17 protein-coding genes and 2 tRNA genes are annotated in these 19,268 nt (G+C 67.6%); 12 read left to right on the top strand and 7 right to left on the bottom strand.

Features of this window, described 5'->3' with window-relative positions:
- Positions 1 to 83 precede the first annotated feature (83 nt).
- Positions 84 to 159, bottom strand: a tRNA-Phe gene (locus tag AC3ITN_RS12990).
- A 184-nt stretch (positions 160 to 343) separates the two neighbouring features.
- Positions 344 to 1,543 (bottom strand): YbfB/YjiJ family MFS transporter, encoded by a 1,200-nt coding sequence (locus tag AC3ITN_RS12985; RefSeq protein ID WP_489390776.1) that lies wholly within the window; start codon positions 1,541 to 1,543, stop codon positions 344 to 346.
- Between the two features lie 74 nt (positions 1,544 to 1,617).
- On the opposite strand from AC3ITN_RS12985, the gene AC3ITN_RS12980 reads away from it, so the two are divergent.
- Both AC3ITN_RS12980 and AC3ITN_RS12975 read left to right on the top strand, forming a co-directional pair.
- The gene (locus tag AC3ITN_RS12980) at positions 1,618 to 2,439 is read left to right on the top strand and encodes an AraC family transcriptional regulator (RefSeq protein WP_489390775.1); all 822 of its coding nucleotides are present in this window, start codon (positions 1,618 to 1,620) and stop codon (positions 2,437 to 2,439) included.
- A 149-nt stretch (positions 2,440 to 2,588) separates the two neighbouring features.
- Complete coding sequence (locus tag AC3ITN_RS12975) at positions 2,589 to 3,611, top strand: NADP-dependent oxidoreductase (RefSeq protein WP_489390774.1); 1,023 nt, start codon at positions 2,589 to 2,591, stop codon at positions 3,609 to 3,611.
- A gap of 87 nt (positions 3,612 to 3,698) precedes the next feature.
- On the opposite strand, the gene AC3ITN_RS12970 is transcribed toward AC3ITN_RS12975, so the two are convergent.
- The 4 genes from AC3ITN_RS12970 to AC3ITN_RS12955 form a co-directional block, all read right to left on the bottom strand.
- Entirely contained in the window at positions 3,699 to 4,736 is a 1,038-nt protein-coding gene (locus AC3ITN_RS12970; RefSeq protein WP_489390773.1) for a cupin domain-containing protein, read from the bottom strand.
- A gap of 73 nt (positions 4,737 to 4,809) precedes the next feature.
- Positions 4,810 to 5,328, bottom strand: a complete 519-nt coding sequence (locus AC3ITN_RS12965; RefSeq protein WP_489390772.1) for a DsbA family protein — start codon at positions 5,326 to 5,328, stop codon at positions 4,810 to 4,812.
- Positions 5,325 to 5,837, bottom strand: coding sequence for a peroxiredoxin (locus AC3ITN_RS12960; protein WP_489390771.1), 513 nt, complete (start codon positions 5,835 to 5,837; stop codon positions 5,325 to 5,327). The genes AC3ITN_RS12965 and AC3ITN_RS12960 overlap by 4 nt, the downstream gene beginning before the upstream one ends.
- 35 nt (positions 5,838 to 5,872) lie before the next feature.
- The gene (locus AC3ITN_RS12955) at positions 5,873 to 6,391 is read right to left on the bottom strand and encodes a Dps family protein (protein WP_313344746.1); all 519 of its coding nucleotides are present in this window, start codon (positions 6,389 to 6,391) and stop codon (positions 5,873 to 5,875) included.
- A gap of 253 nt (positions 6,392 to 6,644) precedes the next feature.
- On the opposite strand from AC3ITN_RS12955, the gene AC3ITN_RS12950 reads away from it, so the two are divergent.
- The 8 genes from AC3ITN_RS12950 to AC3ITN_RS12915 all read left to right on the top strand — a co-directional run bounded on the left by AC3ITN_RS12950 (position 6,645) and on the right by AC3ITN_RS12915 (position 13,114).
- Positions 6,645 to 8,582 carry a PAS domain-containing sensor histidine kinase gene (locus tag AC3ITN_RS12950; protein WP_489390770.1) on the top strand — a complete coding sequence of 646 codons (1,938 nt, stop codon included), beginning with the start codon at positions 6,645 to 6,647 and terminating at the stop codon, positions 8,580 to 8,582.
- Positions 8,579 to 9,235, top strand: coding sequence for a response regulator transcription factor (locus AC3ITN_RS12945; protein WP_489390769.1), 657 nt, complete (start codon positions 8,579 to 8,581; stop codon positions 9,233 to 9,235). Before AC3ITN_RS12950 ends, AC3ITN_RS12945 begins: the two co-directional genes overlap by 4 nt.
- Positions 9,236 to 9,333: 98 nt before the next feature.
- A complete protein-coding gene (locus tag AC3ITN_RS12940) occupies positions 9,334 to 9,714 on the top strand; it encodes a response regulator transcription factor (protein WP_313344754.1) in 381 nt (126 codons plus the stop codon).
- A gap of 134 nt (positions 9,715 to 9,848) precedes the next feature.
- Positions 9,849 to 10,679, top strand: coding sequence for an alpha/beta fold hydrolase (locus AC3ITN_RS12935; protein ID WP_489390768.1), 831 nt, complete (start codon positions 9,849 to 9,851; stop codon positions 10,677 to 10,679).
- Between the two features lie 159 nt (positions 10,680 to 10,838).
- Entirely contained in the window at positions 10,839 to 11,000 is a 162-nt protein-coding gene (locus AC3ITN_RS12930) for a hypothetical protein (RefSeq protein WP_313344759.1), read from the top strand.
- Positions 11,001 to 11,035: 35 nt separating this feature from the next.
- Entirely contained in the window at positions 11,036 to 11,452 is a 417-nt protein-coding gene (locus AC3ITN_RS12925) for a response regulator (protein ID WP_489390767.1), read from the top strand.
- 76 nt (positions 11,453 to 11,528) lie between these two features.
- On the top strand, positions 11,529 to 12,659 hold the full coding sequence (locus AC3ITN_RS12920; protein WP_489390766.1) for an alpha/beta fold hydrolase: 1,131 nt from the start codon (positions 11,529 to 11,531) through the stop codon (positions 12,657 to 12,659).
- A gap of 143 nt (positions 12,660 to 12,802) precedes the next feature.
- Entirely contained in the window at positions 12,803 to 13,114 is a 312-nt protein-coding gene (locus tag AC3ITN_RS12915; RefSeq protein WP_313344771.1) for a helix-turn-helix domain-containing protein, read from the top strand.
- Between the two features lie 174 nt (positions 13,115 to 13,288).
- Here AC3ITN_RS12915 and AC3ITN_RS12910 read toward each other — a convergent pair.
- Positions 13,289 to 13,364 (bottom strand) — tRNA-Ala (locus AC3ITN_RS12910).
- 448 nt (positions 13,365 to 13,812) lie between these two features.
- Between AC3ITN_RS12910 and AC3ITN_RS12905 the strand changes: the two genes are divergently transcribed.
- Together AC3ITN_RS12905 and AC3ITN_RS12900 are read left to right on the top strand one after the other, a co-directional pair.
- A complete protein-coding gene (locus tag AC3ITN_RS12905) occupies positions 13,813 to 16,365 on the top strand; it encodes a Cache 3/Cache 2 fusion domain-containing protein (RefSeq protein ID WP_489390765.1) in 2,553 nt (850 codons plus the stop codon).
- A gap of 329 nt (positions 16,366 to 16,694) precedes the next feature.
- Positions 16,695 to 19,022 (top strand): TonB-dependent receptor, encoded by a 2,328-nt coding sequence (locus AC3ITN_RS12900; protein ID WP_313344775.1) that lies wholly within the window; start codon positions 16,695 to 16,697, stop codon positions 19,020 to 19,022.
- Positions 19,023 to 19,268 lie beyond the last annotated feature (246 nt).

Raw genomic sequence — 19,268 nt, 5'->3', positions numbered from 1 at the left:
GTCTGCTTCCGGGTGTGCTGGTCGGCGTCCTGGCGGCGACGCAAAAAAAAAGACCCGCATTTCTGCAGGTCTTTTTGAAATCATGGTGGCCGAGGACGGAATCGAACCGCCGACACGGGGATTTTCAATCCCCTGCTCTACCAACTGAGCTACTCGGCCACTTCATCGCTGCGTTGCCGCTGGCGAGGACGCGAATAATACGGAGGTCTGCAGGGTTCGGCAAGCCTTTCGACCAAAAAATTTCACATTCGTTGCTGCGGGCCTGCTGCGGCGGCTTAAGTGCTTGATCGCACGAGCGCGCCGCTGATGAATTTTTGTTCATCCCTGCAGGCTGCGCGCAACGTCAGTGGCGTGCGTGATCGCTGCGCTCCTCCGGCATCACCGCCAGCAGCACGATGCCCATTGCCATGATGATCGCCGCCAGCAGCAGCGACGCCTGGTAGGAACCGCTGTCGCGGGCGAGAGTGCCGGCCAGTGCAGGGGCGATGATCTGCGCCACGCCATAGCTGAGGGTGAGGGTGGCCATCGCCTTGGCTGGGTTCTGCGGGTAGTGGCGGCCGACCACGGTGAGGGTGAGGCTGACGATGCCGGCGAAGGTCAGGCCGAACAGCACCGCGCTGCCCAACCCGGCGGCAAGACCGTCGTCCAGCAGCGGCAGTACGAATGACGCCGCCTGCAGGGCGAAGGCCAGCATGAGCGCGCGGATGATGCCGACGCGGGCGGCGATGCGGTCCCAGGCAAAGGTGGACGGCACGGCGGCCAAGCCCACCAGCACCCACACGGCGCTGCCGTGGCCGCGGAAGGCGGCGGTCTGCTCCAGGATGGCCACGATGAAGGTGGCGCTGACCACGAAGCCGAAGCCGGCGCAGAAGTACGCCGCCACCAGCAGCCGTCGCCAGCGTTTGCCGGGCGGCGTCGGCGCCTGGATCGCATGGTTGGCTGACGCCGGCGCCGGGGCGGGCATCCAGCACCAGGCGGGCACCAGGAACAGCACGCCGAGCAGGCCCAGCCAGCCCCATTGCGCGCTGGAACTGGCGACCCCGGCCAAGGCGGCCGTGGCCAGCCCGGACACCGCGATGCCCAGGCCGAGCCCGGCGAAATGCAGGCCCAGGCGCGGGCGCTGCCGGTGGGCGAGCAGCCAGTTGAGGACCAGCCCGGAGGCGAGCAGCAGCCCGGCGGTGCTGGAGAGGCCGGCCACGAAGCGCAGCAGGCTCCACAGCCACGGCTGGGTGGTGGCGCCCATCAGCGCGGTGGCTGCGACGGCCAACAGCAGGCCGACCCGGTAGAAACGGAATTTCTGCCGCATGTCGCCCACCCGCGCCACCAGCAGCGTGCCCAGCAGGTAGCCCAGGTAGTTGAAGGTGGCGAGCCAGCCGCCTTGGGCTGCGCTAAGGCCGGCGTCCACGCGCATCAGCGGCAGCAGCGGGGTGTAGGCGAACCGGGCCAGCCCGACGGTGAGGACCAGGGCGCAGATGCCGGCGCCGATGACCTGCCAAGGCTTCAAGGGGGCCGGGGTGCTGGGTGCTGCAGGGGAGGCGGACATGGGGCGGGCCGGTAGAAGGTGCGGCCATGGTCGGTCGCGGGCAGGGCGGCTGTCTTTCGATAGAATGACCCATCATGTCGACCAGCAGCCAATCCCGCAGTGCGTCGCCGGCGGGTCCGTGGCGCGAGGTGCCGGTGCCGAGCCTGCACGCGCTGCCGTGGCCGGTGATGGCGCGCAGCCAGCAGTTGGCGGCCGGCGAGCGTTTCCCGCCGCACGCGCACGACTGGAATCAGGTGGTGTTCGCTACCGAGGGCGTGCTGCAGGTGACCGCGCGCAACGCGCGTCATGTGATCACGCCGCAGCAGGCGTTGTGGGTGCCCACGCGCATGGTGCACCACACCGGCGCATTGAGCGCGGCCGCCTTCCGCAACCTGTATGTAGCCGATGACCCGGCGCTGGGCATGCCCGACCGCTGCGCGGTGCTGGATGTGTCGCCGCTGCTGCGCGAGTTGATCGTGGAATTGGGGCAGGTTCGACCGGAAGACGATACGGCGTACTACGCGCACCTGTGCGCGCTGGTGATGGTGCAGCTGCGCCGCCAGCGCCAGCATGTACGGCACCTGCCGTGGCCGCAGGATGCGCGCCTGCAGCGCTGGTGCCAGGCGCTGTACGACCAGCCTGCCGATGGGCGTGGCGTGGACGAATGGGCGCGGGTGTTGGGTGCCTCGCCTCGCACGCTTGCGCGGCATTTCGAACGCGAGACCGGCATGAGCCTGCGCACCTGGCGCACGCGGTTGCGGCTGCTGCGCGCGATCGAATGGCTGGCGCAGGGGCGTTCGCCCACGGTGATCGCACATGCGCTGGGCTATTCCTCGGCGTCGGCATTCAACTACATGTTCCGCGTCGAGATGGGCCTGAGCCCGCTGCAGTGGCGGCGGCAGCGCGGCGTGGACTGACCCGGCGCGGAATGCTGTGCGCCGGTGGGCGCAACGATCACCGCGGGCGGCGGTGTCAGGGCGTGCGGCGATGGAACGCTGTTTTCAGCGGCGCCCTGAGCGCCGCCGCAGGGCGTAGTGTCGTGACCTGATCCTTTGGAGCCGCGCTCATGACCGACACCCAGACCGCCCGCATCGTGCTCGCCTCGCGTCCGCAGGGCGAACCGGTGGCGGCCAACTTCCGGCTGGAACAGCAGCCGCTGCCCACGCCAGGCCCCGGCGAGGTGCTGCTGCGCAACCGGTACCTGTCGCTGGACCCGTACATGCGCGGTCGCATGGAGGAAGGGCCGTCGTATGCCACGCCGGTGGCGGTGGGTGCGGTCATGGAAGGGCAGACCGTGTCGGACGTGCTGGTCTCCAACCATCCAGACTATGCGGCGGGCGACCGGGTGCTGGCGCCGGGGCAGTGGCAGACCCATGCGGTGGTCGATGCAACGCGCATCACCCGCACGCTGGCCGATGATGGCCTGCCGCCCAGTACTGCGCTTGGGGTGTACGGCATGCCGGGGTTCACGGCCTACGTGGGGCTGCATGAGATCGGCAAGCTGCAGCCCGGTGAGACGCTGGTGGTGGCCGCTGCGAGCGGTCCGGTTGGGGCGACGGTGGGGCAGATCGCCAAGCTGCAGGGTGCGCGCACGGTGGGTATCGCTGGTGGTGAAGACAAGCGCCGCTATCTGGAAACGCTGGGCTTTGACGTGGCGCTGGACCACCGGGCGGCCGATTTCCCCGCGCAGCTGCGCGCGGCGGTGCCGAACGGCATCGATGTGTACTTCGAGAACGTGGGGGGCCATGTGTTCGAGGCGGTGGCGCCACTGCTCAATGATTTCGCGCGCATTCCGGTGTGCGGGGTGATTGCCAGCTACAACGAACGTGGCGCGGTGCTGCCCGGTCCGGACCGTCTGCCGGGCTTCATGAGCCAGGTGCTTCGCCAGCGGCTGACCGTGCGCGGCTTCATCCAGTTCGACCATCTGGATCTGCAGCCGCGGTTCCTGGAGGAAATGCGCGGGTGGCTGCGCGAGGGGCGGGTGCACTACCGCGAAGACGTGGTGGATGGGCTGGAAAATGCGCCGGAGGCGTTCTTCGGGCTGCTGAAGGGACGCAATTTCGGCAAGCTGGTGGTGAAGCTGGATTGAGGGGCGTGGGCGGGCATCCCCCTGTAGAGCCACGCCATGCGTGGCTGTAGCGGTGATGGGTGAAGAGCAGGCCCCGCATGGGTGGCTCTACGGTGAAGGGTCCAGTGCGTTGATCCTTGCCACGATCAACGGGTCATGCACGGTCCTCGGGAACGTTGGAAGGTCGGCCGCCGCCACGCCGAATGTGGCGGCCAATACACCGGGCGCGAACGCCGAGGCGGCCAGCCGGTAGCCCACGTCGCCCGGCGTGGGCTGGTCGAAGAACACCAGGAAATGCACGTCCTCGCCCAGCACCTCGATCTGGTGCGGGTACGCGCGCGGGACGAAGTACACATCGCCCGGTTGCAGCAGGTAGGTGTCCACCGAACCGTCCGGGTCGAGGATGCTCATGCGCGCCTTGCCGCGATGCACATAGCCCAGCTCGGCGGTCTCCGGGTGCCAGTGTGGCTCGCGCATGCCGTCGTCGGCGATGCGCAGCGAGTACATGGACAGGTTGCGCAGCGCGGGCCAGAACTGGGTGCGCGACACGCGTGCCTGCCCGTAGGCGAAATCCAACGGCGGCGATTGCGCTTCGATGGCGAAACGGTGTGGGTCGGTGCGGTCGGCATCGGCGGGCACCATCGCCGGGCCCTGCCGCCGCACCAGGTAGGGTGATGTGGTGTCGCGACGCAACGCTGCGAATTCGCCGGCCGCCAGGTCGTAGGTGTTGCCCAGCACCGCATTGGACATGGCGCCAAAGGCCGCATGCAGCGAGAAGTCCTGCGGGCGCTCATGGCTGAAGACGATGGCAAGCTCGGCCGTGTCATCGCCGACGTTCTCGATGGCATGCAGTGCACCACTGCCGATGTGGAACATCCCGCCTGCGGCCACGCGGATGCAGCTGACCGCGTCGGCGTTGTCCACGATGGTGATCAATACCGTACCGCCCAGCACGTAGCCCAGTTCGTTGGCGTTGGCATGCCAGTGTGGCTCGCGGATGCTGCCCGCGGCGAGCAGCATGCGTTTGATCGACAGGCGCTCCAGCAACGGGAATTCGTCGGCGGTCAGGCGGCGGATGCTGCCCAGGGCATCGTCATGGACGGTGGCAGCCGACCACAGGGAGCGGACGTGACGGGAAGCGGGCATGGCAGTGTCCTTGGCAGGTGCCGGCGCGCCCGGGGTGGGGAGGGAGAAGACCCCGGCGCGCCGGCGGAACAGGTCAGGCCAGGTCGCTCAGTGCATCGACCAGGCTGTCCACGTCGCGGGCGCCGTCGTAGCGCACGCCGTTGATGAACAGACACGGGGTGCCGTTGACGCCGCTGCGTACCCCGCCCATGAAGTCGCGTTCGATGCGTGCGTCGAACGCGCCGTTGGCGGCGGCCTGCACCAGCGCGGGGTCCACGCCCAGCTGGCGGGCGTAGTCCTCCAGGTTGGCCGTGCCCAGGGCGTTCTGGCGCTGGTACAGCAGGTCATGCGCTTCCCAGAACAGCCCGGCTTCGGCGGCGGCCTCGGCGAACCGTGCGGCCGGCAGCGCGTGGGGGTGGATCTCGGAAATGGGGAAGTTGCGGAACACGAAGCGCATCCGCTCGCCCATGGCCTGCTGCACGGCCTTGAGCACGGGATAGGCCTCGCCGCAGTACGGGCACTGGTAGTCGCCGTACTCGACCAGGGTGATGGCGGCGCTCTCCGGACCCTGGATATGGTCCTGTGCGTCGACGGGAATCAGCAGACCTTTCATGACGTTGCTCCAGCGGTGGGGACAGGCGGGGTGGGGGAGAGCTGCGCCAGCGCCTCGAGGATGCCGTCGGCGCCGGGGTTGATGCCCAGCGGCGAGACGTAGCTCCAGCGCACGATGCCCTCGGCGTCGATCACGAACAGCGCGCGTTCGCACACGCCGTCCTGTTCGCGGTATACGCCGTAGCGGCGTGCGACCTCGCCCTTGGGCTCGAAATCGGCCAGCAGCGGAAAGTGCAGGTGGCGCTGTTCGGCGAAGGCGGCATGGCACCACACGCCATCCACCGAGATGCCGACCAGCTGCGCGCCGCTGCGGTGGAACTCGGGCAGCAGCTGGTTGTACAGCGCCAGCTGGTCGCCGCAGACCGGGCTCCAGTCGGCGGGATAGAACGCCAGGATCACCGGGTGGCCGCGCAGCTCGTCCAGGCTGACGCGCTGGTCGGGCGTGGCGGGCAGCTGGAAGGCCGGGGCAGGCGTGCCGATCGGTACCGTGGTGCGGGTGGACGTGGACATGGCGGACTCCTGGAACAGGAAGGACAGCGCGTGGATCAGCGGGTGCTGCGGGTGCTTTCGAACAGGAACCAGCTGCGGCGCTCGGCTTCGTCGATCCAGTTCTCGATCAGGCTGGTGGTGGCCACGTCGTTGTGGGTGGTGCACACGGCGTGGGTGGCGCGCAGGAACCGGACCAGGCGGCGGTTGTCGTCGGCCAGCTCGGCGAGCATGTCTTCCGGGGTGACGTAGTCCGCGTCGTTGTCGAGCAGGCGCTGGGTGCGGTGGATCTGCCCGACCGAGCGCAGCGTGTTGCCGCCCACCTTGCGCGCGCGTTCGGCGATGGCGTCGGTGATGGCGAAGATCTGGTCGCCCTGCTCATCCAGCATCAGGTGGTAGTCGCGGAAGTGTGGCCCGGACAGGTGCCAGTGGAAGTTCTTGGTCTTCAGGTACAGCGCGAACACATCGGCCAGCAGCACGGTCAACGCACCGGCGATGTCCTTGCCGGCCTGCAGGCCGAGATCGGACGGGGTGTGCAGCGGGGCGGCGCGGCGGGACGGGGTCGAAAGCTCGTTCATGGCAGGTCTCCGGCATCAGGTGAGGGGTGGGCCGGGCGCCGCGGACAGTGCGGTGGGGCCGACGGATCCAGACTAGGCAGGGACGGCGGCGGCGAACATTGCGCCATCGTTTCTCCGTCTCATACCTTGGTTTGAGGGTCCGGCCGCGCGCCTGCCCGCGCATCCCTCTTTGGAGGGATCAGCCGGCCCCGGAGGCGGGGGATACTGGCGTCACCCCACTGCCGGGAGCTGCGCGATGCCAGGACGCCAGACCGTGACCACCGCCCCTTCCGAACGCGAACGTTCCGCTGGTGTGCCCCCGCACCGCCGCCGCACGCTGTACCGGTGCGCGGCCGGCCTGCTCACGCTGGGCGTTTTCCTGGTCGATGTGCTCACCACGCTCGAAGGTGCGGTGGCGGTGCTGTACGTGGTGGCCGTGCTGCTGGTGGCGCGCACCGGTCGCCGCGCGGACATCATCGTGACCGCGCTGGCCGGGATCGTGCTCACCCTGGCGGCGTACGTGGATTCCCACGGGCTGAACCACGTGGGTTCGCAGACCTTCCGCGCGCTGGTCAGTCTGGCCGCCATCGGCATCACCGCGGTGCTGGCCCTGCAGCACCAGCATGCAATGCAACGCCTGCGTGCGCAGGCCACGCTGCTGGACCTGTCGCACGACATGATCTTCGTGCGCGACCGTACTGGCGTGATCACGTTCTGGAATCGCACTGCGGCGCAGGTGTATGGCTGGTCCGCCGCCGAAGCGGTGGGCTGTGTCGCCGACACGTTGCTGGCCACGCGCTATCCGCAGGCACGGGAGTCGGTGGAAGCGGCGCTGCTGGCGCAGGGCACCTGGGAAGGCACGCTGGAGCAGCGTACCCGCGACGGTGATTGGCGGGTGCTGGACAGCCGCTGGGTGATCCAGCGCGATGCGCAGGGGCGCGCGGTCGGGGTGCTGGAGACGCATACCGACGTGACCGAGCGCACCGCGACCTACGCGGCCCTGGTCCGCAGTGAACGCCGTTACCGGCGCATGTTCGATGCCAGCCGGATCGGCGTGGTGCAGGAAGACTGGAGCGCGCTGCGCGTGCTGCTGGACCGGCTGGGCATTGCCGATCCGCAGGCACTGCAGGCCCATCTTGCCGACCATCCCGAGTTCATCGTGCAGGCGCGGCAGCTGACCCGCATCGCTGATGTGAATCCAGCCTTCGTGTCGATGGTGCAGGGGCGCGACGGGCAGCATCGCGACCTTGCCTCGCTGGACGACGTGCTGGACCGGCAGGACCCCAGCTTCGCGGCGGCGTTGGCGGCGTTCGTGGCCGGTGATGCCTTCCATGAAGGCGAAACGGAGGTCGTGGCGGCCGATGGTCGCAGCGTACCGGTGTTGTTTGCGATCACCTTCCCCAGCGCGGACGACGACGATGCCTGCGTGCTGGTGTTCATCGTCGACAACAGCGAGCGCCGCCAGGCCCAGGACGCCGCACTGCGCGCACAGGCCGAACTCGCGCATGCCGCACGCGTGGCCACGCTGGGCGAGCTGACGGCATCGCTCGCACACGAGGTCAACCAGCCGCTGATGGCGGTGGTCACCAATGGTGAGGCGGGCCTGCGCTGGCTGCACCGCGACATTCCGGACCTGCCGGAAGTAGGCGCGGCGATCGCACGCACGGTGGCCGAGGCGCGCCGGGCCAGCGAGATCGTCAAGCGGGTGCGCTCGTTCCTGGCCAAGCGCAGCACGCCGCGCGAAGCGCTGGCGGTGGGCACGCTCATTGAAGAATCGGTGCGGCTGGTGCAGCACGAGCTCAGCCGCGAGGCCGTGGTGCTGCGCGTGGCCGTGGCGGCCGATCTTCCGCCGGTGCTGGGCGATGCGGTGCAGCTGCAGCAGGTGCTGGTGAACCTGTTGATCAACGCCAGCCAGGCCATGGCCGGGCAGGCCGGCGGGCGCCACCTGCTGGTCGATGCACAGCCGGACGCGGCGGGGCAGGTGGCAATCAGCGTCACCGACACCGGGCCCGGCATCGACGAGGCGCACCTGGACACGCTGTTCCAGCCGTTTTTCACCACCAAGGCGCAGGGAATGGGCATGGGCCTTGCGATCTGCCGGTCCACGGCGGAAGCTCACGGCGGCCACCTCACCGTGCATAGCGCGCCGGGCCGTGGCGCTACGTTCCGGCTGGTGCTGGGTACTTCCCACGCAGGAGAGCTGTTGTCATGAGTCCACCGCAACCGCCGCGCGGCACACCCGCGCCCGCCCCGCCGCTGGTGGTGGTCGTCGACGACGACAGCGCCGTGCGCGACGCGCTGGACAGCCTGCTGCGTTCCATCGGCCTGCAGACGCGCGTGCTCGCTTCGCCGGCTGAACTGCTGCAGGCGCAGCTGCCGGACGTTCCCGGCTGCATCGTGCTGGACGTCCGGCTGCCGTGCATCAGCGGGCTGGACCTGCAGGGCCAGCTGGCCGCACAGGGCATCCACCTGCCCATCGTGTTCATGACCGGCCACGGCGACATCCCGATGTCGGTGCGGGCGATGAAGGCCGGCGCGGTGGACTTCCTGGCCAAGCCGTTCCGCGACCAGGACATGCTGGACGCGGTCAGCGTGGCGATCGAACGCGATACCCAGCGCCGCCACACCCTGGCGGCACGCGATGGCCTGGACGCACGCTATGCCACGCTGACCCCGCGCGAGCGCGAGGTGATGGCGCACGTGGTGGCCGGCCTGATGAACAAACAGGTAGCCGGCGAGCTGAACCTGAGCGAGATCACGGTGAAGATCCATCGTGGCAACGTGATGCGCAAGATGGGGGTGCGCTCGCTGGCCGACCTGGTGCGCCACGCGGAGCTGCTTGGGGTGGGCGTGGGCGCGCGCTGAGGCGGCAGGGCAAACCTGTGTATGGTTCCGGCGCGCGCGCGGATGGGGCATAAAGGCAGCGTCGGCCATGGCCGGCCCTTGGCCCCAGGATGTCCCGGATGAAACCGCTCTACCGCATCGCGATTGTTGACGACGACGACGGCGTCCGCCAGTCGCTGTCCAGCCTGGTGCGTTCACTGGGCCACGAGGTCCGCACGTATGCCTCGGCGGCGGCGTTCCTGGCCGATGACGGCGATGCGCCGGACTGCCTGCTTACCGACATCCAGATGCCGCAGATGAGCGGCGACCAGCTGCAGGCCGCGCTGATCGAGCGCGGCTGCCGCTTCCCGATGCTGTTCATGACCGCGTTCCCGAACGACGCCGTGCGCGATCGCGTGATGGGCCGCGGCGGGCGCGCCTTCCTGGTCAAGCCGGTGGACGGCGAGGCGATGTCACAGTGCCTCGCAGAAGCGCTCCACTGTGTAGCGCGCACGGTGTAGAGCGGACTGTTAGTCCGCCAAGCAACTCCGCCCATACCTGTGTATGACGCGGTGACCCAAGCGTACGATTTTTTCTGGTGATGCACGCGCCTACGCTGTTCCTGCAGTCCCCACCCACTCCAGGAGCAGCACCCATGAGCACGATCACCACCTCCGATGGCGTCGACATCTTCTACAAGGACTGGGGCCCGAAGGACGCCCAGCCCATCGTGTTCCACCACGGCTGGCCGCTGTCCAGCGACGACTGGGATGCGCAGCTGCTGTTCTTCCTGGCCAAGGGCTACCGCGTGGTAGCGCATGACCGCCGCGGCCACGGCCGTTCGGCGCAGGTCAGCGAAGGCAACGACATGGACCATTACGTGTCCGACGCAGCGGCCGTGGCCGACCACCTGGACCTGAAGAACGCGGTGCACATCGGCCACTCCACCGGTGGCGGCGAAGTGGCGCGCTACGTGGCCAAGGCTCCGCCGGGCCGCGTCGCCAAGGCGGTGCTGATCAGCGCGGTGCCGCCGATCATGCTGCAGACCCCGGCCAACCCGGGCGGCCTGCCGCTGTCGGTATTCGACGGCTTCCGTGCACAGCTGGCGGCGAACCGGGCGCAGTTCTATCTCGACCTGGCCAGCGGCCCGTTCTACGGCTTCAACCGCGACGGCGCGGCGGTGTCCGAAGGCGTCATCCGCAACTGGTGGCGCCAGGGCATGACCGGCAGTGCGCAGGCGCATTACGAAGGGATCAAGGCGTTCTCGGAGACCGACTTCACCGAGGACCTCAAGGCCATCACCGTCCCTACGCTGGTGCTGCACGGCGACGATGACCAGATCGTGCCGATCGCCGACGCCAGCGAGCTGACGATCAAGCTGCTCACGCAGGGCACGCTGAAGGTGTTCCCGGGCTACCCGCATGGCATGTGCACCACCCATGCCGAGGCGATCAATGCCGCGCTGCTGGCGTTCATCCAGGGCTGATGCCGTGCCGTCGTGGTCGCCCGACCCCACCGTCGGGCGCCACCCGCCAGGCCCGGGCGCATACTGACCAGGAGTGAACATCCTCCTGACCCTTGCGTCACGCCCGGGTCGCTAGGTTGAGCCCATGCCCAGTGCGGGCTGACGCGACGAGCACGCAACATGAACAGCGAAAAACAGCCCGGCAAGCAGCAGGGCGTTGAAGAAGTACAGCAGGACCGGAAGCAGGACGAGGTGGCCAAGCAGCGGCCCGCGCAGACCGACCAGCAGATCCACGACGCTGAAACGCGCCGCCCGGAGCGCAAGGACAACGCGAGCGACTGAGTCGCTGAACGTCTCCCTGCCGCCGAGGAATCGAAATGAACGCATCCAAGGTCGATCCGCGCGCGCCACGCACGCCGCCGCACCGCTTCACCCGTGAACGCATCCTGCTCGTTGAAGACGACAGCATGATCTCCGAGCTCGCCTCGCAGCTGCTGGAAGACAGCAACGTGCAGGTCATCGGCCCCGCATCCACGTTGGCCGAGGCCATCGAGCTGATCCTGACCGAGTCGGTGGATGGGGCCATCCTGGATGTGAATCTGGGCTCGGAAACCAGCTTCCCTGCAGCGGCATTGCTCAGGAAGCGCGGTATACCGTTCTTCTACACCACGGCCTTCGTCAACCGCGCCCATCCGGATGTTGCGGATGAGGCCTTCCTGCCCAAGCCGTACCGCGCCAGGCAGCTGGTGGATACGCTGCGCGAGGTGCTGGACCGGTCCAAGCCGACGTCCTAGGCGCCGTCTGCGGGGGCATCCTGCATCCCGAAGGGCGTGGCACAATCGGCGCCTGCATGACTGGACCCGGACGCCGATGAAGCCGCTGCTGTCGTTGCTGTTCCTGCTTGCCAGCGCCGTCGCTCCGGCGATGGCCGCCGCGCCGGTGGTCGCCGCGCCGGTGGCGCCCGCCAGCCGCGAGGCGTCCACCGCCATCATCGCCAATCTGCGCAAAGTCGTGTCCGACCAGGGCGTGGAGCGTCTGGAAAAGGTACGTATCGGCGGCATCGACCAATGGGTGTCGATTCGTGGCAATGACCGCCGCAACCCGGTGCTGCTGATGCTGCACGGCGGACCGGGCTGGGTGGCCATGCCAACCAGCTGGTATTTCCAGCGGGGCTGGGAGGAATATTTCACGGTGGTCCAGTGGGACCAGCGCGGCGCGGGCAAGACCTATGCCGCCAACGACCCGGCGGTGGTCGCGCCGACCATGACCCGCGAACGGATGATCGCCGACAGCGAAGAGATGGTGGCCTGGCTGCGGGGCGAATTCGGCAAGGACAGGATTTTCGTGTTGGGCCAGTCCTGGGGCAGTTACCTGGGTCTGGAACTGGCACAGCGCCGGCCGGAGTGGCTGCACGCCTATATTGGCATCGGGCAGATATCGAATGCGCCCGAAAGCGAGCGGCGCGGCTGGGCGTGGACGCTGCAGCAGGCGCGCGCCGATGGCAATGCCGAGGCCGTAGCGGAACTCAATGCGTTGGCCCCGTATGCGCAGGGCAGCACCCCGGTGCCGCTGGACGCGTTGTTCAAGCAACGCCGGTGGCTGAATCACTATGGCGGCATGGTCCACAACCGCCGCGGCGGCGACGCCGAGGCGGCGGCCGTCAAGCTCTCGCCCGAGTACACCGACCAGGACGTGGCCGATGTCTGGAAGGGCAACGACTTCTCGATGCAGCACCTGCTGGGCGAGGTGTTGACCCTGGACATGAGCGCGGTGCGCGAACTGAAAACGCCGCTGTTCCTGTTCGAGGGTCGGCACGACCACAACGTGTCCTCCGAATTGGCGGCGCAGTGGTTCGCTACGGTGAAGGCACCTTCCAAGCAGCTGGTGTGGTTCGAGCAGTCCGCCCACGAGGTGATGATCGAAGAACCGGGCAAGACCCTGCTGACGTTGGTGCAGCAGGTCCGGCCGATTGCCGAGCGGGCAGGGGACGCGCCGCGCTGAATCGTTTTTCTGCAGTCGAATGGGGCAGAAAAAACAACTGCGTTCGACAGAGCTGTTGCCCAGCTCTGCCAGTCATACGGCAGTGCCGTATGATCGCGCCATGTCATCGCACGTCCTGCGCGAGTTGGCAGAGGAGCTTGGTCATGCCGAAGAATGAGAACGTGTTGGAGGCTCGCGACGCCAAGCGTGATATCGGCGCCGAGTTGTTGGCGTCTGTTCGTGCCATCAAGGCAGGCAAGGTGGGCAAGGTGAACATGGTTCCAGTGTCCATTGCGGCCGAGGCGCGCCAGCGATTGGGCCTGTCCCAGGCGCAGTTTGCAGGGATGCTGGGTGTGTCGGTGCGAACCTTCCAGGATTGGGAGCAGGGCCGCCGGGAGCCTTCCGGTGCAGCCAGGACGCTGTTGAAGATTGCGGCCATACGCCCGGATGCAGTGCACGAAGCGATGGCGGTCTGACGCGTAGTGCCACGCCATGCGTGGCTGGCGGCAGTGATCGGCATCGCCTGCAGCGACGCAGGGCGTCGCTCTACGGGGCATCGCCGCGCGAAGGTTGAGATGCCTGCGCAAACAAAAAGCCACCCGAGGGGTGGCTTTTTTGTCGCCGCCGTCTGGTCGACGGGGGCGGGAATGTGGTGGAGCCAAGGAGGATCGAACTCCTGACCTCGTCGATGCGAACGACGCGCTCTCCCAGCTGAGCTATGGCCCCGTGGTGGTGTTGCGACGCGGGTTGGGAGCCGCGATGAATGAAGTGTAGCGCCGAGCACCCCGGGCTGCCAAGGGCCACGCCGCGGTCGCGGTCGGCTGCAGGCGTATGGATCGCGTGTCGACCTTTCCAACTCCGCAGCGACCCGGGCACGCGTGCGCCGCGGAAGGCGTGGCAGGCCGGTACCGCTCCCCCCTCAATCCGACCCTAAGGCTGGGAAGGGCGGCGCCGTTGGCGGCAGCAGGGTGCCCAACTTGAGAAAAAAACCCAGTTTTCTGAACGGAAATCCGGCTTTGTGAAGGGGTGTTTCCTATCAATCCCTGCCGAATCAATCACTTGCGTAAAGCGAAAGCAATTCGAATTTTGGCTTTTTTTACGTAAAGAGGACCACTTTGGTGCCGATAAGAAATGTGACGCAACTCTCAAACAACCTTCCCCTCGAGTACCAACGATGACGACCCGTGCCGCCACCGTTTTCTCCACTTCCATCGGCGCGCGCCTGGCGCTGCTGATGGGTCTGATCACCACCGTGGCCTTCGTGGCGCTGGCGGTGCTGATCTACCGCCAGGCTGCCACCAGCTACCAGCAGCGCGTTGAAGCCGGGCTGCAGTCCTCCACCGAACTGATGCGTGACACGGTGGAACTGTACGACCGCAGCCTGAGCGACAGCACCGAACGCATGGCGGGCATCTTCCACGCCATGCTGCCGAGCGGCGATGTCAGCGTGGACGCCGCCAAAACCATTACCGTGGGCGAGCGCCCGACCCCGACGCTGCGGCTCGGGAGCGAAGTGCTCAACTTGCAGGAAGCCGCCGTGGACCGCTTTGCCGAGGCCACCGGCGGCGGCGTGGCGACCGTGTTCGTGCGCGATGGCGACGACTTCGTCCGCGTGTCCACCTCGGTGCGCAATGCCGAAGGCGCGCGCGCCATGGGCACCGTGCTGGACCATGCCAGCCCGGCCTACGCGAAGGTGATGGCCGGCGAAGGCTACACCGGCCCGGTGCGCTTGTTCGGGGTGGACTACATGACCCACTACATGCCGATCAAGGACGCCGCCGGTGAGGTGGCCGCCATTGCCTTCGTTGGCCAGAACTACACCGAAGGCCTGGCCGCGTTGAAGACGCGCCTGCGCGATTCCAAGCTGGGCAAGGAAGGCCACTTCGTGGCGGTCAACACCCGCCCCGGTGACCAGCTCGGCACGTTGGTTGCTTCCTTCGCCGGCGAAGGCGAAATGCTGTCGGCGCTGGTGGATCCTGCCGATCAGGCCACGCTGGATGCACTGCTGGCCGGCAAGGCCACCCAAGGCACATTGCGTCTGCGCACGACCAAGGACGCCGCGCCGCAGACCTGGTTCGTCACCGCCCAGACCTACGGCCCGTGGCAGTGGACGGTGCTGGGCCTGGAGCCGACCTCGGTGCTGCAGGCGGTGCTGCACAAGCTGATGCTGCAGATTGGCGTGGTCTCCGGTCTTGGCCTGCTGGCGGTGATCGTGGCGCTGGTCGTGGTGGTGCGGCGCCTGGTCAGCGTGCCGCTGGCCCAGGCCGGGCAGGTGGCGCGTGACGTGGCGGCCGGTCGCCTGGACCAGCGCATCGTGGTGCGCAGCCAGGACGAAGTCGGGCGCCTGATGGGTGCGCTGCAGCAGATGCAGGACAAGCTGCGCGAGATCATCCAGGCGCAGAACGAAATGAGCCAGCGGCATGCCGAGGGCGCGATCAGCCACCGCATCGATGCCAGCCGTTTCGAGGGCGAGTTCGGCACCATGGTGACCGGGACCAACGAACTGGTTGCCGCGCATATCTCGGTGAAGATGCGCATGGTCGACCTGGTCCGTCGCTACGCCGATGGCGACCTGTCGCAGTCGATGGAAGCGCTGCCGGGCGAGAAGGCGCGCATCACTGAAGCGGTGAACGGCGTGCGCGACCGCCTGCAGGCGATCAATGGCGAGATCAAGCACCTGGTGGCGGCGGCTGCGGCTGGCGACTTCAGCGTGCGCGGCAACGCCGATGCCTACCAGTACGACTTCCGGGTCATGGTGGAGGGCCTCAACACCCTGATGGTCACCGCCGACCGCAACCTCAGCGCCCTTTCCGGGCTGCTGCGCGCGCTGGCCGCCGGCGACCTGCGTGGCCGCATCGATGGCCAGTTCCAGGGCGTGTTCGCCACCATGCGCGACGACGCCAACGCCACCGTGGCGCAGCTGACCGCCATTGTCGGCGGCATCCAGCAGGCGGCCGTGTCGGTGGCCACCGCCTCGGCGGAGATCGCGGCCGGCAACGACGACCTGTCGCGCCGCACCGAGCAGCAGGCAGCGAGCCTGGAAGAATCGGCCGCGTCGCTGGAAGAACTGACGGCAGCGGTGAAGCAGAACGCCGACCACGCCCGCCGGGCCGACCGCCTGGCTGCCGAAGCGGCGGACGTTGCGGTGCAGGGCGGCGCGGCCGTCGCCCAGGTGGTGGACACCATGAGCGGCATCGAGGCCTCCTCGCGTCGCATTGCCGACATCACCACCGTCATCGACGGAATTGCGTTCCAGACCAACATCCTGGCGCTCAACGCCGCCGTGGAAGCCGCCCGTGCGGGCGAGGAAGGGCGCGGCTTTGCCGTGGTCGCCTCGGAAGTGCGCGCGCTGGCGCAGCGTTCGGCCAGTGCGGCCAAGGAAATCAAGGGCCTGATCGAGGCCTCCGTGGCCCAGGTGGCCGACGGCAGTGAACTGGCCAACCAGGCGGGGCAGACCCTGCAGCGCGTGGTGGCATCGGTAGGTGAGCTGGGCGGGCTGATTGAGGAAATCGCCAGCGCCAGCCAGGAACAGGCGGCAGGGATCGAGCAGGTCAACCAGAGCATCGTGCAGATGGATGGTGTGACCCAGCAGAACGCTGCCCTCGTCGAGGAGGCTTCGGCCGCTGCGCGTGCATTGAACGCGCAGTCGTCCGAGCTGCAGCAATCGGTCGGGCGCTTCCGCCTGGCCGACGCGCAGCCCGCGCGCAAGGAGCGCGTTGCGGCCTGATCGGGTGCGGTGGCGTCTGCGATGGGGAGTCGCAGACGCCACCGCCGGATCAAACCGGAAAGCAACGGCCGGGTCCGCAATGGATCCGGCAATGGACAGGATCGGCTATTCCGACTGTCGCGCCGAGCAGGCATAATCCGCGCCAGAATTACGGCGGCTCAGCCAGCACACCAGGGTAGGGAACGGACGGCCGTCCCCCGCATCGCCCTGAAACCCCCTTGAAACATGTACGCAATATCTTGCCGCATCGCTGCGCACCCAGCGGTGCTGCCGTTGTTCGTCCGCGTGCGCCGCACGCCACCTTGATCCGTACTGCCCGAGACCCCTGAATGTCTGCCCATCGCACCACCTCCGTTCGTTTCGCCGCTTCCTCCCCCCGCACCGCCGTGCAGCCGCGCCCCCACGCGCTGGCGCTGGCCTGTGCCGCGCTGCTTGGCCTGAGCGGGACCGCCCTGGCCCAGGACGCCAGCCCGACCTCGCTCGATACGATCACCGTTACCGCCGACCACCGCGAGCGCAACCTGCAGGAGGTCCCGGTCTCGGTCGGGGTGGTGCAGGGCGAGCGCATCCGCGACTACACCGCCGGCGGCGATGACACCCTGCTGGCCCTGAGCGGCCGCGTGCCGAGTTTCTACGCCGAAACCACCACCGGCCGCATCTTCCCGCGGTTCTACATCCGCGGCCTGGGCAACATCGACTTCTACCTGGGTGCCTCGCAGCCGGTGTCGATCATCCAGGACGACGTGGTGCTGGAGCACGTGGTGCTGAAGTCCAACCCGGTCTACGACGTGGACCAGATTGAAGTGCTGCGTGGCCCGCAGGGCACGCTGTTCGGCCGCAACACCACCGCCGGCATCGTCAAGTTCGACACCATCCGGCCCAGCCAGGACTACAGCGGCCGCGTGCAGGCCAGTTACGGCAGCTACGGCAGCGTAGCGGTGGACGGCGGCTTCGGTGGCCCGATCAACGACATCGCCTCGTTCCGCGTGTCGGCCCTGTACCAGCACCGCGACGACTACGTCGACAACACCTACACCGGCCCCAGCGCCGATGGCACGGTGGCGCCGAAGAAGAACGCGATGGGCGGCTTCGACGACCGCAACGTACGCGCGCAGCTGCTGCTGCAGCCGAGCGACAACTTCTCGCTGCTGGCCTCGGCGCACGCACGCGATTACGAAGGCACCTCGACCCTGTTCCTGCGCAATGCCATCACCAAGGGCTCCAACACCACCGATGTGCCGCGCGACCAGGTGGCCTATGACGAAGCGGACAACAACCCGCAGGCGTACAAGACCTACGGCGGCTCGGTGAAGGCGGTCTACGACTTCGGCAACGTCTCGCTGACCTCGATCACTGCCTACGAGACCACCTCGGGCTACAGCCGTGGCGATACCGACGGCGGCGCGGCGGTGAACTTTCCGGTCAACGGCGTACCCAATGGCTACGGCCAGTCGATGGGCCAGATCCGCGACCTGGACCAGTGGACCCAGGAAGTGCGCCTGGCCAATGCCGATGACAACCGCCTGAAGTGGCAGGTGGGCGCGTTCTACTTCGACGGCCGCGACACCACCGATTTCTACCAGCGCGCCTGGTTCCTGAAGGGCGCCGCGCGCAATCCGAACAACTGGGTGCGCCTGCGCAACACCAACACCTCGTGGGCCGGCTTCGGCCAGGTCAGCTATGACGTGACCGACAAGTTCACGCTGACGGCCGGCCTGCGCCAGACCCGCGACGAGAAGCGCACGCGCCTGCTCAAGACCGCCGACACCGCGGCCGGCGTGGTCACCTACCGTGGCCGTACCGACGTGACCATGGCCGACACCACGCCGAGCTGGGACCTGAGCGCGATGTACGCGTTCAACCCGCAGGTGAGCGTGTACGCCAAGGTGGCCCGCGGCTTCCGTGGCCCGACCATCCAGGGCCGTTCGGCGGTGTTCAATGCCGATTTCACCACCGCCGATTCGGAAACCATCCTGTCGTGGGAAGCGGGCATCAAGAGCAGCCTGTGGGACAACCGCCTGCGCCTGAACGCCACCGCCTTCACCTACGCGGTGAACGATATCCAGCTCAATGGCAACGATTCGGACGGCAACGGCGTGCTGTTCAACGCCGACAAGGCAAAGGCCTACGGTCTTGAAGCGGACATGGAACTGCGCCCGATCCCGAACCTGAGCCTGAGCGCCGGTGTGAGCTTGCTGCACAGCGAGATCCAGGATGACCGCGTGTACGCGCAGGTCTGCGCGCTCAACGGCGCGGTGGTGTGCACGGTGAACGACCCGACCATCAAAGTCGGTGCCAATACCTTCGCGCAGATCAACGGCAACCCGCTGCCGAACGCACCGAAGTACAACCTGAACTTCGCCGCGCGGTACGACATTCCGGTCAACGACAGCGATGTGTTCTTCGTTTCCACCGACTGGAACAAGCAGGGCTACACCAGCTTCGTGCTGTACGACTCGGCCGAGTTCAACTCCAAGGGCAGTTTCGAAGGCGGCCTGAAGCTGGGCTACTCGGGCAACTACGGTGCGTGGGAAGCGGCGCTGTTCGCGCGCAACATCACCAACGAGAAGAACCTGAAGGGTGTGATCGAGAACTACATGGCGGCGGTGTACAACGAACCGCGCACCGTGGGTGTTTCGCTGAACCTCAACTGGTAACACGTTGAACGAAAAGGCCCCGCGCGAGCAGGGCCTTTTCATCGCGGTCGTGCGCAGCCACGCAGGGCGTGGCTCTACCCGCAACTCCGTAGAGCCACGCCCTGCGTGGCTGCTACCCGCAATTCCGTAGAGCCACGCCCTGCGTGGCTGTACCCGCAATTCCGTAGAGCCACGCCCTGCGTGGCTGTACCCGCAATTCCGTAGAGCCACGCCCTGCGTGGCTGTACCCGCAATTCCGTAGAGCCA

This window comes from Stenotrophomonas sp. KH_036_B (assembly GCF_057839485.1).
The sequence above is the reverse complement of the archived record's forward strand: the minus strand, read 5'-3'. Positions and strand labels throughout refer to the sequence as shown.